This window comes from Acinetobacter sp. YH12142, assembly GCF_013418435.1.
Classification (GTDB): Bacteria; Pseudomonadota; Gammaproteobacteria; order Pseudomonadales; family Moraxellaceae; genus Acinetobacter; species Acinetobacter amyesii.
This window is the reverse complement of record NZ_VPCB01000002.1, coordinates 217200-232040: the sequence shown is the minus strand read 5'-3', so window position 1 is coordinate 232040 and position 14841 is coordinate 217200. Positions and strand designations below refer to the sequence as shown.

General features: G+C 41.0%; 15 protein-coding genes. 14 read left to right on the top strand and 1 reads right to left on the bottom strand.

What is annotated here, in order from left to right; translation table 11 throughout:
* The first annotated feature begins 94 nt into the window (after positions 1–94).
* Both FTU77_RS02890 and rhlB read left to right on the top strand, forming a co-directional pair.
* Positions 95–307, top strand: a complete 213-nt coding sequence (locus tag FTU77_RS02890) for a cold-shock protein (RefSeq protein WP_005014923.1) — start codon at positions 95–97, stop codon at positions 305–307.
* Positions 308–406: 99 nt separating this feature from the next.
* Positions 407–1558 carry an ATP-dependent RNA helicase RhlB gene (gene rhlB, locus FTU77_RS02885; RefSeq protein ID WP_180003018.1) on the top strand — a complete coding sequence of 384 codons (1152 nt, stop codon included), beginning with the start codon at positions 407–409 and terminating at the stop codon, positions 1556–1558.
* 129 nt (positions 1559–1687) lie between these two features.
* On the opposite strand, the gene FTU77_RS02880 is transcribed toward rhlB, so the two are convergent.
* Positions 1688–2077, bottom strand: a complete 390-nt coding sequence (locus tag FTU77_RS02880) for a hypothetical protein (RefSeq protein WP_078188876.1) — start codon at positions 2075–2077, stop codon at positions 1688–1690.
* Between the two features lie 212 nt (positions 2078–2289).
* Here FTU77_RS02880 and FTU77_RS02875 point away from each other — a divergent pair, with 212 nt between their 5' ends.
* The 12 genes from FTU77_RS02875 to FTU77_RS02820 all read left to right on the top strand — a co-directional run bounded on the left by FTU77_RS02875 (position 2290) and on the right by FTU77_RS02820 (position 14761).
* Positions 2290–2880 (top strand): nitroreductase family protein, encoded by a 591-nt coding sequence (locus FTU77_RS02875; RefSeq protein ID WP_171525909.1) that lies wholly within the window; start codon positions 2290–2292, stop codon positions 2878–2880.
* Positions 2881–2940: 60 nt separating this feature from the next.
* Positions 2941–4014, top strand: coding sequence for an NAD(P)H-dependent glycerol-3-phosphate dehydrogenase (locus FTU77_RS02870; protein ID WP_180007311.1), 1074 nt, complete (start codon positions 2941–2943; stop codon positions 4012–4014).
* A 79-nt stretch (positions 4015–4093) separates the two neighbouring features.
* The gene (locus FTU77_RS02865) at positions 4094–4549 is read left to right on the top strand and encodes a phosphoglycerate mutase family protein (RefSeq protein WP_180054529.1); all 456 of its coding nucleotides are present in this window, start codon (positions 4094–4096) and stop codon (positions 4547–4549) included.
* Positions 4550–4576: 27 nt separating this feature from the next.
* Positions 4577–5716: a type II secretion system protein GspL gene (gspL, locus tag FTU77_RS02860; RefSeq protein WP_180054527.1), complete on the top strand. Its 1140-nt coding sequence runs from the start codon at positions 4577–4579 to the stop codon at positions 5714–5716.
* Positions 5716–6195: a type II secretion system protein GspM gene (gspM, locus tag FTU77_RS02855; RefSeq protein WP_180054525.1), complete on the top strand. Its 480-nt coding sequence runs from the start codon at positions 5716–5718 to the stop codon at positions 6193–6195. Before gspL ends, gspM begins: the two co-directional genes overlap by 1 nt.
* A 90-nt stretch (positions 6196–6285) precedes the next feature.
* Positions 6286–7287 (top strand): quinone-dependent dihydroorotate dehydrogenase, encoded by a 1002-nt coding sequence (locus FTU77_RS02850; protein WP_180054523.1) that lies wholly within the window; start codon positions 6286–6288, stop codon positions 7285–7287.
* A gap of 5 nt (positions 7288–7292) precedes the next feature.
* On the top strand, positions 7293–7880 hold the full coding sequence (locus tag FTU77_RS02845; RefSeq protein ID WP_078188866.1) for a CvpA family protein: 588 nt from the start codon (positions 7293–7295) through the stop codon (positions 7878–7880).
* A 24-nt stretch (positions 7881–7904) separates the two neighbouring features.
* Positions 7905–9443, top strand: a complete 1539-nt coding sequence (gene purF / locus FTU77_RS02840) for an amidophosphoribosyltransferase (protein ID WP_078193623.1) — start codon at positions 7905–7907, stop codon at positions 9441–9443.
* A 91-nt stretch (positions 9444–9534) separates the two neighbouring features.
* Positions 9535–11424 (top strand): M48 family metalloprotease, encoded by a 1890-nt coding sequence (locus tag FTU77_RS02835; protein ID WP_180023879.1) that lies wholly within the window; start codon positions 9535–9537, stop codon positions 11422–11424.
* A gap of 172 nt (positions 11425–11596) precedes the next feature.
* Positions 11597–12244, top strand: a complete 648-nt coding sequence (locus tag FTU77_RS02830; protein WP_180054521.1) for a hypothetical protein — start codon at positions 11597–11599, stop codon at positions 12242–12244.
* A 20-nt stretch (positions 12245–12264) separates the two neighbouring features.
* Entirely contained in the window at positions 12265–13236 is a 972-nt protein-coding gene (locus FTU77_RS02825; protein WP_180054518.1) for a D-glycerate dehydrogenase, read from the top strand.
* Positions 13237–13321: 85 nt separating this feature from the next.
* The gene (locus FTU77_RS02820; protein WP_180022454.1) at positions 13322–14761 is read left to right on the top strand and encodes a M48 family metalloprotease; all 1440 of its coding nucleotides are present in this window, start codon (positions 13322–13324) and stop codon (positions 14759–14761) included.
* The last annotated feature ends 80 nt before the right edge of the window (positions 14762–14841 follow it).

Below are 14841 nucleotides of genomic sequence, written 5' to 3'. Positions count from 1 at the left end.
GCTTAGAAATAAAAATATTTTTTTTAACCTTGTTTGGTCTGCTGTTTGCAACACCGGGTGGTCCTTCTTTTTTAAATACGATAAGGATTAACTTATGACAGCTCGTGAACAAGGCGTTGTTAAATGGTTCAACGACACTAAAGGCTTTGGCTTTATTCAACGTAACGGCGGCGACGACGTATTCGTTCATTTCCGCGCAATTATGGGCGAAGGCCACCGTTCACTTCGTGACGGCCAACGCGTAGAATTCAGCGTTGTTAAAGGTCAAAAAGGCTTCCAAGCTGAAGAAGTACAACCTTTAGACTAATCGTCTGAATGTACTCAAAAACGCTCCAATGTAAATTGGGGCGTTTTTTGTTTATAATGCTTCAGCAATTTTGTGATTATTCAATTAGGGCACATCTATATGTCATCAGGTTTTGAAACCTTAAATTTACATCCGAACCTTAAAAAAGCCATTGATGCTTTAGGTTTTAAGGATATGACGCCTATTCAGCAAAAGGTTTTAAAATTTACATTGGCTGGACATGACGCTATTGGTCGTGCTCAAACTGGTACTGGTAAGACTGCGGCTTTCTTGGTCAGTGTGATCAATGACTTGTTGAATAATCCAATTAAGGAACAGCGTTATCGTGGTGAGCCGCGTGCATTGATTCTTGCACCAACCCGTGAGCTTGCATTGCAAATTGAAAGTGATGCCAAAGAATTAGTGAAATACACTGATCTTAATGTCATGACTTTATTGGGTGGAGTAGATTTCGATAAACAAAAAAATCTATTAAACCGTAATTTTGTCGACATTATGGTTGCAACCCCTGGTCGCTTAATTGACTTTGTTGAACAAAAAGAAGTTTGGCTCGATCAAATAGAATTTTTAGTGATTGATGAGGCTGACCGTCTTTTAGATATGGGCTTTATTCCTTCAGTTAAACGTATTGTGCGTTTTTCACCACGTAAAGAACAACGCCAAACGCTAATGTTCTCTGCGACGTTTAGTTATGACGTGCTCAATCTTGCACAGCAGTGGTTGTTTGAACCCGTTACAGTTGAAATTGAGCCTGAAAAGAAAACCAACGCAGACGTTGAGCAACGTGTCTACATGGTGGCGAAGTCTGATAAATATAAATTATTGGAAGACATCTTACGTGATGAACCAATTGAAAAGGTCATGATCTTTGCCAACCGTCGTGATCAAGTGCGTAAACTTTATGATCATCTCAAAAAAGACGGTTATAAAGTGGTGATGTTGTCAGGTGAAATCGCTCAAGATAAGCGTTTGAAAATGCTTGATCAGTTTAAAAATGGTCAACATAACATCATGATTGCAACAGACGTTGCAGGTCGTGGTATCCATGTCGATGGCGTTTCTCATGTCGTGAACTTTACACTTCCTGAACAGTCTGATGATTATGTACACCGTATCGGTCGTACAGGTCGTGCGGGTACTCGTGGTGTGAGTATCAGTTTCTTGTCTGAAGATGATGCTTTTTCATTACCTGAAATTGAAAAAGCCATTGGTCAAAAATTACCTTTAACCCGTTTAGACGGTTATTGCTAATTTTTGCTTCTAAAAAAGCCTGCAGATTTGCAGGCTTTTTTTATTTCATCTCGACTATTTCATAACAATTATTTCATGACGATAATTTCATTTTGAGTTAATGACAAAACGACATCACAGACTAACGTTTTAGTTGGCACGGCAACTAAAGGTCAGTACAGTTTGGTAATCATCATCTTTGCTGATACTGCCGCTATTTCCTGTAATGGTGCCAAGTACGCCAGCCGCAGCCTGAATCATTTGACCTGTCTTTTCATCGACCACGCCTTTTAAAACACCGTTGTATTCTTGCTTTTCATCCACGACAACAGGGGTCGCATTTTTACCACAGGTACTATTTGCTGCTGCAATTGCATTATTTTTTGCCGCTAAACTGGTTTTACCTACGGCAGTCACTTCATATTGATTATTCGGTTTTTGAATCGCTAAAGATTTTGTTGGCGTAGATGTACATGCAGCTAAAAGCACAGTTGCGCTTAGCGTGCTAACAATGGCAACAGTTTTGTTGAATTTTTTCATGCGGTGCCCCGAGTTAGAAACAATTTGATTTATTTGAACATAAAATTTCTTATAGAACAGGGAACTGCTGTACAAGTTATGCGGTTTTTTTATAGTAAATCTGTGAATAAAGCTGACTTAACAAATAAGCACCGAGTCTGATGTAAACATTCTAGAGTAAGTTATTGAGAATATGCTAATCTTGAGCAAACGTTTTAAAGTACAGTGTATAGATGTCAATTCTAAAATCAGCAGTTGATACAGTTCATCAAAATATTCATCAGCGTCAGTCGATTGGTCATTTAATTGAACCTGCGCCGAATGCTGAGCAATTGGAAAATGCATTTCAAGCCGCTTTAACGGCGCCAGATCATCATCGTCTTAAGCCTACGCGTTTCGTGATTATTCCCGAAACTGAACGTGAGGCATTTGGTGAGTTGCTTTCACATGCCTTAGCCGATACTGGACAAACAGAAGAAGCGCAGTTGGAACGTGTGAAACACCATCCATTTCGTGCGCCACTATTGGTTTTGGCCTTAACTCAATTACAAGATCATCCCAAAGTTCCGCATTTCGAACAAATCTTAAGTTCAGGCGCAGCAGTACAAAATTTTTTGCTCTCTCTACAAGCACAGGGCTTTTCAACCATGTGGCGTAGTGGGGCGGTGGTTGAATCTAAATTGTTTAAACAAGCCTTAGGCTTAACGGAAAATGATTTGATTTCAGGCATTATTTATATCGGTACAGCAGTGAAAGCCATTCCACCGCGTGCTGAAATACAGTCTGCTGACTTTGTAAGCCATTGGCATAAAGCAAACCAATAAAAGTGAAAAATAGGTCGATTGATCAAGATCGATCAGTAAAGAAATTAGGATAAAAGAACAATGTCAGAACTTGATTTTGCAAGTCTTGTTAGCCCTGTGTCAGTAGACCAAAAAACTGCACTACGTGTTACGGTTTTGGGTGGTGGGAGTTTTGGTACTGCGATGGCCAATACTGCAGTACGTAATGGCTGTGACACCATGATATGGATTCGTGATGAGGCGGTGGCTGCGGATATCAATGCAACACATATCAATAAACGTTACTTGCCAGATTTTCAATTAGAAGCAGGTTTGCTCGCTGTTTCAGATTTAGAACAAGCAGTATGTAATCGTGACATTATTTTAGTGGCTATTCCGAGCCATTCTTTCCGTAGTGTTTTACAGCAGATCAAACCTTTTATCACCTCACAAGCAGTGGTGTCTTTAACCAAAGGTATTGAAGCCAATACCTTTAGTTTTATGAGCGATATTATTCGTGAAGAACTTCCTGAAGTCCCTTATGGTGTACTTTCAGGGCCAAACTTGGCGAAGGAAATTGTTGCGGGACAGCCTGCGGGAACAGTGATCGCAAGCCAATCTGAGCTGGTTCGTTATGCAGTTCAACAAGCGCTACACAGTGCTTTATTCCGTGTATTTGCAAGTGACGATGTGCATGGCGTGGAATTGGGCGGTGCTCTGAAAAATATCTATGCAGTCGCGATGGGTCTGGCTGCGGCTTATGGTGTCGGTGAAAATACTAAGAGCATGATTTTGACACGTGCTTTGGCCGAAATGAGCCGCTTTGCTGTGAAATTAGGGGCAAACCCATTAACATTCCTAGGTTTATCTGGTGTCGGTGATTTATTTGCAACTTGTAGTAGTCCGCTCAGTCGTAATTACCAGGTTGGTTTTGCACTCGGCAGTGGTAAAAGTTTAGAACAAGCGACCAAAGAACTAGGACAAACTGCAGAAGGGATTAATACTATTGTGCAAGTACGCGCACGCTCTGAGGAGTTGGGTGTATATATGCCAATTACCAGTGCATTGTACGAAGTGATTTTTGAAGGTGCGCCGGCACTGAATATTGCATTGTCATTGATGAAAAATGGCCATCGTAGTGATGTTGAATTTGTCTTACCACATCAGCAAGTTTAAGTTTGCAGATTAATATGTAATACACATAGCTTTGTCATACTGGCTGTATATAATGTGCGGAATAGAATAAGGAAATTTTATGCAACTGACATTGGTTAGGCATGGCGAAGCTGCTCTGCCTGTGATGGGGAATGATGAAAAGCGTCCTTTAACAGCGCGCGGACAAACTCAAGCGGCAGAAACTGCAGCATATTTGAAAGATATAATTCAACCAGACGTATTTGTGGTGAGTCCGCTACTGCGTGCGCAGCAAACACTTTCATCTTTGCAAAAACATTTTCCACATGTACCTGTGGTTATTTGTAATGCCATCAAACCGGAAGATGATGCCAAAGTTGCAGTGGAATGGTTGTCACATTTACCCTATGAGTCTATTGTGGTGGTGTGCCATATGAACGTTGTGGCACATATGGCCAGTGTTTTGGTCTCAGAATATTTTAATCCCTATGCTTTGGCAGAAGCGCGCATTTATGAACAAGCGGTCATTGCTCCAGGGTTATCGACACAAATTAAAACGTTTATACCATCAACATAAAAACCAATTAAAACGGCAGAAAAATTAATGTTGTATTTATGGATGCCCGAAGCCAATGGGGTTTGGCAATGGTCAGAAGGGGATTTCTGGAAGCAGTCATCGACACTTGAACAATTGATTCAGGAAATTCAGCCACATGCGGGAAAGGAAGCGGTTGTTTTCTTTCCAAGTCGTGATGTACAAATCATTCAGCAAATTTTTCCAAAAAACCAATATAAAAAACTTGGCCCAGACGGCGTAAAATATTTACTTGAGGAATATGTCATTTTGCCTTTGGATGCAATGAAAGTATTGCATCATTTTCAAAGTCCGGATGAATTAACGGTCATGGGGATTGCGCATAGTACAGTCGAAACGATGCAGCATGCTTTGACGCTAATTCCTGTAAAAGTCATTTCGTTATTACCTGACTTTTTGGTCTTGCCAAGCCCAGAAGCTGGGCAACATGTTTTGGCAAATGTCAGCGGTCATTTATTGGTCCGAAATAATGAATATGTCGGTCAGTCTGTTGATGATTTGGCATTGTATTTAGATTATCAAATTGGTCAGCCGAACTATAAGATTTCAAATCTAAGTTCAGATCAGACGCATAGTCTTGAAGCCGCTGTAACGCATGATTACATTGAATCTTTTCATTATGAACTACCCAATATAAAAAAACCGAAACAACATCCACTGAATGTTTTGCCGAAAGCCAAAGCCAATACGGGTGTGAGTGGTTATTGGAAAGCATGTGCAGCAGTTTTGGTTGCGGCTTTAATTACACAGTTTAGCTATGATGCAGTTCGTTGGTATCAATACAAAAAAGTGGCAAATATCACTGCGTCACAAGCGATTGATCAGTTTAAATATTGGTTTGGTCAAAGCTATCCTGTGACTGAACAAACGCTGAAAAGCCAGTTCGAATCACAATTGCGTCAGAGTCAAACAGGCAATGCGCAGGCTTTGTCTTTACTGAGCCGTGTCGGGCCAGTTTTAATGCAAAACCAAATTTCTGCAAATCGTGTCAGCTATGAAGCCTCGATGTTGAATATGGAGCTAAAAGCCAATTCGGCAGAAGTACTACAAACCCTAACCAATCAATTAAAACAACAAGGTTTTAAAGTTGAATTAGGGAATATTCAACCAAGTGCCAACGGCGCGATTGGATTGGTGAAAATACAATAATGACAAAAATGGAAAACCTACAGCAACGTATAGATGGGCAAATTGAGCGCATCACTGATTATTTAGACCAACTTTCTACTCGTGAACGAGTCATGGTGGTCTTTACCACGATTTTTGTTGTAGTGGCAGCGATTGGTTCGGCACTGTTTTATATGAACAAAGCTGCAAATTTTCAACAAAAGCGCGTGAATGAACTCAAAGATACTGTTGTTTGGATGCAAAGTAATGCCGTCACGATGAAACCAGCAGGTGATACACAACTGAGCGCGTTGGAAAAAGTTCAGCGTGTATCGCAACAACAGGGCTTGTCAGTAGCATCGCAACAAGTCGGTGAGCAAATACAGATTGCAGTGATGCATGAAAATTATGCAATTCTGGCCAATTTTTTGACGCAATTGGTTCAAATGGGCTTAAGTATTGAAAAGATGGAGTTAAGTTCTGAAGCGGGACAGGTCAAATTAACAGCGAGTGTACAATAATCGGTAAAAATAAAGATCTGCTAAGCATGGTGTTTTATTTGTGCTGTGCCTATAATATGCCGACTTAAAAAGCAGTAGACTTTTATAGATATGTTGTATTCTCTAGCCCGCCCTTTGTTGTTTACTTTAGCACCAGAGCGTGCACATGAGCTGACATTATCGCTGTTGAAATCTTCTCACAAGATGGGAATGATGCGTCAAAACGTGGCGTCTAAACCAGTGACATGTATGGGAATCGAATTTCCTAATCCTGTTGGTTTAGCAGCCGGTCTTGATAAAAACGGTGCTTATATCGATGCGCTGGCGAGCCAGGGCTTCGGCTTTATTGAAATTGGTACAATTACACCCCTTCCACAATCAGGGAACCCTGAACCTCGTTTATTTCGTTTACCGAAAGCAAAAGCCATTATTAACCGTATGGGTTTTAACAACGATGGCGTGGATCAGTTGATCGAAAATGTCAAAGCTGCAAAATTTAAGGGTGTACTTGGGATCAATATCGGTAAAAATGCAGTTACACCTGTTGAAAAAGCAGTTGATGATTATCTGATTTGTCTAGAAAAAGTTTATAGCTACGCTTCTTATATTACGGTTAATATTTCATCTCCTAACACTAAAAATCTTCGCAGCTTACAAAGCGGTGATGCTTTGACTGAACTGTTAGAGACACTCAAGAAACGTCAACTCGAGTTGGCGGATGAAAATCAACATTATGTACCCTTAGTACTTAAAGTTGCACCAGATCTAGAACCAGAAGACATTAATTTTATTGCACAACAATTGTTAAAATTTAAAATTGATGGTCTGATTGTCACCAATACGACTTTGTCACGTGAAGGTGTTGAAGGCCTTCCATTTGGTGATGAAGCTGGTGGTCTATCCGGTGCGCCAGTCTTTGAAAAAAGTACGGCATGTTTGGCAGCTTTTGCTAAAGTATTAAACGGTCAAATTCCATTGATCGGTGTGGGTGGTATTTTGTCGGGCGCAGATGCTGTTGCGAAACAAAAAGCAGGAGCAAGCCTTGTACAAGTGTATAGTGGCCTCATATATACAGGTCCGACACTTGTAAAAGACTGCGTAGACGCATTGTAAATATCATGAATACCATTGATATCTTTATACTGATTATTTTGCTCATTGGAGGGCTTAACGGTTTGCGTCAAGGATTTGTAAAAGCCTTTGCGAACTTCATTGGATGGATTCTTGCACTTGTCATTGCGGCAAAGTATGCAACCGTCCTTGCACCTTCGATGACATCTTTAAGTACAGATCCAGTGGTACAAAAGATTGCCGCGTTCGCATTTATTGTATTGTTGATTGTAGTCATGACTTGGGTCGCGACATGGTTATTGAACAGTATTTTGAAAACATTAAAGCTTGGTCCTTTAAATCGACTGGCGGGTGGTGTTTTTGGAAGCTTAAAAGGATTGTTGGTGGTGCTGATCACTATGCAGGGGCTAGGTCCTTGGGTAGAAAGTTCACCACATTGGAAACAATCTAAAATGGTTCAGTCATTATTGCCATATGCGCCTTGGGCAACCGAATTGTCCAAAGATGCTGCAAATCAAGCACTTCATCATATTCAGTCTGAAGATGCTCAGAAATCTTCAGACCTACCATCTGAGTCGCAGAACAAGCACGGACGTTCTGGATCAGGTGAGTCAACAAATAATCCTTTTTATTAACCCTAGCTTGTCTGCGAGGTTGCTATGTGTGGAGTAGTTGGTATAGCTGGTAAATCACCTGTTAACCAAATGTTGTTTGATGCGTTAACGATGTTACAACATCGTGGACAGGATGCAGCCGGGATCGTAACTTGTCAGGATGGTCGTTTATTCCTGCGCAAAGATACGGGTATGGTACGTGATGTGTTCCACACACGTCATATGCGTGCATTACAGGGTAATTATGGTATTGGCCATGTTCGTTACCCAACTGCGGGTTCTTCTAGCAGTGCTGAAGCTCAGCCATTCTATGTAAACTCACCTTATGGCATTACGCTTGCACATAACGGTAACTTAACCAATGCTGCTGAAATTCATGATGACTTGTTCAAGACTGACTTACGTCATATGAACACCGATTCAGACTCAGAAGTATTATTAAACGTATTTGCTCACGAATTGCAAAAACGCGCAAAACTTACACCAAGCGCTGAAGATGTATTCCACGTGGTTTCACGTGTGCATGAACGTTGCAAAGGTGGTTATGCGGTTGTTGCTATGATCACCGGTCAGGGCCTTGTTGGTTTCCGTGATCCAAATGGTATTCGCCCATTGATCTACGGTTCGCGTGAGACTGAAAATGGTATGGAATATATCATTGCGTCTGAATCTGTCGCAATTACAGCGCTCGGCTTTAAGGTTGAGCGTGATATTGCACCGGGTGAAGCAATTTATATTACTGCTGATGGCGTGATGTCGACCAAGCAGTGTGCAGTAGCCCCTGAATATCGTCCTTGTATCTTTGAATACGTATATTTTGCGCGTCCAGACGCAACCATTGACGGTATTTCAGTTTACAAAGCACGTTTGAAAATGGGCGAAAAACTTGCTCAGAAAATTCTACGTGAATGGGGTGATGAGCACGATATCGATGTCGTGATCCCAATTCCTGATACTTCACGTACTTCTGCGCTCGAGCTTGCAAATACCTTAGGTGTGAAATTCCGTGAAGGCTTCATGAAGAACCGTTATATCGGTCGTACCTTCATTATGCCGGGTCAGCAACTTCGTAAGAAATCTGTGCGTCAAAAGCTAAACCCTGTAGAGCTAGAGTTCCAAGGCAAAAACGTACTATTGGTCGATGACTCGATTGTACGTGGTACGACTTGTAATGAAATCATTCAAATGGCGCGTGATGCGGGTGCGAAAAAAGTATTCTTTGCATCTGCTGCACCGATGGTGAAATATCCAAACGTGTATGGTATCGATATGCCAGCCAAATCTGAACTGATTGCGTCAGAACGAAGTGTAGAAGAAATTCGTGAAATCATTGGTGCTGATCGCCTAATTTTCCAAGATTTGGAAGATTTGAAATCTGCAGTACGCACCAAGAAAGTCCCTGAGTTACAGGACTTTGATTGCTCGGTATTTGATGGTAAATATGTGGCAGGCGGTATTGATGCTGAATATTTGGCAGCTTTAGAGCGTAAGCGTAATGACTCTGCAAAAAATGAAAAGCCAGCCTATATTGATGTTAACATTGATGCAGCTTCTGTGGATTTAACAGGTGTTCGCGAAGAATAATCTGCTGAAAACACACTGAAAAAGCGGGAATTTCCCGCTTTTTTCATTTATGATGAGCAAACAAAAGACAATGTAGCTTAAGGGTATTACATTGAGACGTGTGGGTTATGATTTTATAAAAAACAAAAATATGTTTTGGCCTGTCACCATGTGTATGGCGGCAGTGTTTTTGACCGTCGCAATTATTAATGTAATTGTCGGTTTAATTGTGGATTATTATGATTCCACTCAGTCTATCTATTGGCATGTCCTTAGCCCATTTTTAGTGGCTACTGTACTGCTGATTATGTTGGTTTCAGTTCTCTATGATTTTTACACCTTTCGCTTAGGCGGCTATTCACTTGCAAAACAGTTAGGTGCGCGACGTCTGAGTCTCATTGAAAGTATTCCTGAAGAAAGTGTTGCACTGCGTATGACGGAGCAACTGGCAGATACCTTTCTAATCGATACTCCTGCACTTTATGTCTTACCTGATGAAGTGGGTGTGAATGCGCTCACCGCTGGTTTTAGCCCTCGAGATACATCGATCATTTTAACCTGGGGTGCCTTACAAACCCTAGATGAGATGGAAATGTATGGTTTGCTGAGCCATGAATTTAATAAGATCTTGTCGGGGGAAGCTGCTGAAAATACCCGTTTGAAAATCTTATATAGCGGTTTGACGACCTTTAGTCAGTGGGGCAGTAAAATTGCAAAACGTGGTTTCTATAAAAATGGACAAGCACGGGACAATAAGTTTGAAACGCTCTTTGTAGCGATTGGCGCGGTCATTTGGTTGATCGGAAGCTTGGGTGTTTTGATTTCCCGCTTTATTAAATATATCTCTTTGGGTTCTCGAACCTATCGCAATGATCAGAAAACCAAACGTCTGATTCAAAATGATGCCAATATTCAAACCTTATTAAGGATTTATGTGCATCATTCAGGTTCGCAAATTCATAGTGAATATGCAGAATCGATTTCTCATATGTGTTTTGCAAACTCACTCAGTCCGCAAAACTGGATGAATATTCACCCAAGTATTGAACAGCGCATTTTTGAATTAAATCCGGCGCTCATTCATGACCTGCAACTAGAAAATTTAAAAAAACTGCGAAACCAACCGCTATTTTATTTGTTCCGTTCACTAGAAGAAGCCAGTCCAGATGTTGCAACTCCATGGAACTCGCCACAACCATTACCTTTACTGCGCTTGTCACCGATCAGTTTTGCGATACGAGATGCAATTAAACCGTTGAACCCCGAGATTCGTGAAAATTGGCAGCGGCCTGAATTGATCCAACGTGCCTTGCAAACTGCAACCGGTTCGCGTGAGGTGATGGTTGCGATTTTAATGATTCGTCAGTATCGAGAGTTTATTCCGACTGAAGCTGAAGTGAGTCGTGCGATTGTAGATGCATTATTGAATCTTGATGGTCGTGTGCATATCTCAATTTTTCATGAGGCATGTAAAAATATTGGTACCATGCCAGCAACAATTTCACGGCAGTTCTTAACCAAGCTGGCCAAAATTATTCAGGAAGATGGTGAAATTGGTTTGCTCGATGCATTACTACTTGAAACAGTCAAATATGAGTTAAATCTGTTGCCTGCACATACACCTACATCTTTAGAAGATGTAAAACCGAGTATTGTGCGTTTGATTGATGCCTTGTTGCATGTGCAACAAATTAACAGTGATAACCAACTCGAAGTGCGTGAAAAAATCCTCAATCGAATCTTAACGAAAGAAGAACTAGAGTTCTATCGCGATATATCTGATGAGCCAATTGATTTGGCTGAAATCCTAAATGATATTTCTGGGCTGCTGCTGCGTGAGCGGTTAAGCATTCTTGGGGTTGCTGAAATATGTTTATGGAATGATCGAATTATCACGCAAGATGAGTTGGATGTTTTGCAGCTACTATATTGGCGTATTGGATTTGAATCAGCTGAGATAGTTGAACTAATGCAAAAGAAAAATAGTTTAATGATCGTATAATTATTTATAGCGGCTTGATTTATGAATAGATTAAAAGTGTCAATGAAAAGTAATCTGAGCAAGTCTACAGAATCTTTAAAGAAATAGTATGATCTAATTGATTTATAAAAGTTCAGCAAAACAGAGTGAATCCCGTTAGAATATCAAGCCTTGAATAGGTGAAAATGAAAGCATGATTGGGCATCAGCGAAGCATAATGGCGGCAATGGGAATTGATATATGGATTCCTCAGGCAGCACCGTGTCAGCAATTTAGCTCAAATATTTGGCGAGATCAGGCGGCTCCTGAAATAGTCTCTGAAATACTACTCAAAAATGCGCCTCAGCCAACGCCTGTTCCATCACAGACTGAGCTTAAAAAAAACGTTGATGTTGTTGTAAATCAACCTGTAGAAGCACCAAAAGATGAACCAAAGGTTGTTGAAACTGTTGAAGTTCGTCCAATTGTTCAAATCCCTTCGTTTAACTTAGAAGCCATCTGCTTAATGCACTGTGTCATTGTTATTGATGCCACCGAATTAACTGCAGAGCAGCAAGTTTTGTGGAGCAATATTCAGCGCGCAGTCAGTGCTGATTTCTTTACTTTACAGTGGCCATTTGGTTGGGTGAATTTGCAAGATGGTCGTGGTGCAGCATCTTATGTACAGGGTTTTATCGATACGATGAGCTTGGATAAAAATGTCATTTGCCTAGGCGATATTCCGCATTTAGAGCATGCGAAGGTGTATCCATTGGCATCTTTACAGCAAATGATTGAACAGCCTTTATTGAAAAAACGCCTATGGCAATTTATGCAAAATAAGGCAGGACAAAATACTTAAATTACGTAAATGGAAAATTTATGCAAAAAAAAGTAGTGGTTTTTAGTCAAATAGATCAAGAAATAATCCAACGTTTAGAACAGCAATTTAAAGTTTTCCAAATTAGTCCTAAATTGGGCGATGTGAATCAGCAAATTCTTGAGCATTCAAAAGATGCTGACGCCATGATTGGTGCGGGACGTTTGTTGAATGCCTCAAATTTAGCCCATGCCTCACAATTAAAAGTTATCTCAAGTGTAAGTGTTGGCTATGACAACTATGATTTAGCATTTTTAAATCAAAAAAATATTTGGTTGAGTCATACACCACATGTGTTGACGGAAACTACAGCAGATTTAGCATTTACCTTATTGATGAGTGCAGCACGTAAAGTGCCTGTATTGGATCAATGGACCAAACAAGGGCAGTGGAAGCGTACAGTGGGTCATGAGCAATTTGGCATGGATATCTTTGCTAAAACCATCGGAATTATTGGCTTAGGACATATTGGAGCAGCCATTGGGCGTCGTGCTCGCTACGGCTTTAATATGAATGTACTCTATCATAATCGCCGAGAAAAAATTGAATTGGCTGAATCGTTATCAGCGCAATATTGCGATTTGGATGATTTGTTGCAACGTGCTGACTTTGTGGTCGTTGCAGTGGATTTAAATGCAGAATCGAAAGCTTTAATTGGTGAGCGTGAGTTGGCCTTGATGCAATCACATGCGGTATTGGTCAATATTTCACGGGGTTCAGTGATTGATGAAGCCGCATTAATCGATGCATTAAGTCGTGGTCAAATATTTGCAGCAGGCTTAGATGTGTATGAGCAAGAGCCACTTCAAGAATCCCCTTTATTTACATTAGCCAATGTCGTGACATTACCCCATGTAGGTTCAGCAACAGCGGCAACCCGTAAACGTATGGCAGAGTTGGCTTATCAAAATTTAGTGGATGTTTTGGTACATGAACGCGCGCCACGCTATGTGGTTAATCCAAAATTTGAATAAACAATCACAACAGTTTTCTCCATAATTCACCAAAATTCAATGCTATATTCGATGAAGAACGAATATGAAATTTAGAGAATAGACTTTGAAAAAGATTTTACTGGCATGTGGTCTCGGGCTTTGTTCGACATTGGCGCAGACGCAGTCCGTAGATTTTAGTTCATTCCCACAATTTTCTGTGCCTGAAATAGGTAGTGGCGTCGGCTTGTTGGATCAACAAAAAGAGCGTGCCATTGGCGAGAAGGTGTATCGTGAGGTGCATCGACAACTCCCTGTGACTGAAAATCCGTGGATGGAGGATCGTCTTTTATCTGTTTTTACGCATATTTTGAGTCAAACTCAACTCAATCAACCGGTCGGTTTGTTATTAATTAATGATCCACAAATTAATGCTTTTGCTGTACCTGGCGGTTTATTTGCATTAAATGCAGGATTAATTAATTCAGCACGTAACATGGATGAAGTGGCAGGGGTGATGGCGCATGAAATTGCACATGTATCACAACGTCATTACAGTCGTTCGCAAGAAGCCTTTAAAGGGCAAGGTTTATTGTCACTAGCTGGTATTTTGGTCGGAGCCTTGGTGGCATCGCAGGCAGATGGTGATGTCGGTGCGGCTGTAATGATGGGCTCACAAGCTGCTTTGATGGATAAACAGCTAACCTATAGCCGAAACCAAGAACGTGAAGCAGACCGTATTGGGATGCAGTATATGTACCGTGCTGGATACAATCCGCAGAGCATGGCTGACTTCTTTGAAGTGATGCATCGCTCTACGAGTCGAGTGAGCTTTCTGCCTGATTTTTGGTTGACGCATCCTCTAACCACGGAGCGTATGAGCGAAGCGCGCTTACGTGCCAATCAGTTGCCTCAAGTTAAAACCAGTTTGGTTGATCAAGATTTTGAAATTCTGCGTTGGTATAGTCGAGTACTGTCAGGTCAGGCAACTGAATTGCAATTAAATGCAATGGTGGCGCAAAAGAATTATGCAGCTGAGCTGGCTTTAGTGAGTTTACATATCAAGCAAGGTGACTTTAGTGCTGCCCAAAAGTTATTAAATGAAGCGGCAAAACAAAATGCATCGCATGCACTTTTTATTATTTTACAGACCGATGTGCTGTTGGGACAAAACAAAACAGCCGATGCTGTGAACGCTGTGAAAAGTTCGGCAATCATCATGCCTGAAAATCGGGCATTAAATTATAAATATGCAGAGGCTTTGATTCGAAACAAAGAATATGCCCAGGCACAACTGATTCTACAGCGATTTTTACAAGCAAATCCGCTTGACTTGACTGGTTGGCGACTGATGTTGCAAATGGCTGATGCAGACAAAGATGCAAGCTTCCGTTCGGTCAATGTGCTGCGATATCGAGCTGAAGTAGAGTATTGGGGTGGGGATGAAGAGCGAGCGATTAAATCTTTGCTACAGGCGCAGCGCATCGCCAAAGACTCGAAAAGTCTTTCTGCGAAAATCAAGCAGCGTGTGGACGAAATGCAAAATGAACGGAAATTAAAAATATAAAGATTTCAACTGTGATGCACTTATCTATGTTGATTATAAAGTGCAAATTGTAGTTTTAGTGGCTTAGATAAATCAGTGTA

Coding starts and splice junctions, on each gene's coding strand:
- FTU77_RS02890 (WP_005014923.1), top strand. CDS start 95: ATGACAGCTCGTGAACAAGGCGTTGTTAAATGGTTCAACGACACTAAA.
- rhlB (WP_180003018.1), top strand. CDS start 407: ATGTCATCAGGTTTTGAAACCTTAAATTTACATCCGAACCTTAAAAAA.
- FTU77_RS02880 (WP_078188876.1), bottom strand. CDS start 2,077: ATGAAAAAATTCAACAAAACTGTTGCCATTGTTAGCACGCTAAGCGCA.
- FTU77_RS02875 (WP_171525909.1), top strand. CDS start 2,290: ATGTCAATTCTAAAATCAGCAGTTGATACAGTTCATCAAAATATTCAT.
- FTU77_RS02870 (WP_180007311.1), top strand. CDS start 2,941: ATGTCAGAACTTGATTTTGCAAGTCTTGTTAGCCCTGTGTCAGTAGAC.
- FTU77_RS02865 (WP_180054529.1), top strand. CDS start 4,094: ATGCAACTGACATTGGTTAGGCATGGCGAAGCTGCTCTGCCTGTGATG.
- gspL (WP_180054527.1), top strand. CDS start 4,577: ATGTTGTATTTATGGATGCCCGAAGCCAATGGGGTTTGGCAATGGTCA.
- gspM (WP_180054525.1), top strand. CDS start 5,716: ATGACAAAAATGGAAAACCTACAGCAACGTATAGATGGGCAAATTGAG.
- FTU77_RS02850 (WP_180054523.1), top strand. CDS start 6,286: ATGTTGTATTCTCTAGCCCGCCCTTTGTTGTTTACTTTAGCACCAGAG.
- FTU77_RS02845 (WP_078188866.1), top strand. CDS start 7,293: ATGAATACCATTGATATCTTTATACTGATTATTTTGCTCATTGGAGGG.
- purF (WP_078193623.1), top strand. CDS start 7,905: ATGTGTGGAGTAGTTGGTATAGCTGGTAAATCACCTGTTAACCAAATG.
- FTU77_RS02830 (WP_180054521.1), top strand. CDS start 11,597: ATGATTGGGCATCAGCGAAGCATAATGGCGGCAATGGGAATTGATATA.
- FTU77_RS02825 (WP_180054518.1), top strand. CDS start 12,265: ATGCAAAAAAAAGTAGTGGTTTTTAGTCAAATAGATCAAGAAATAATC.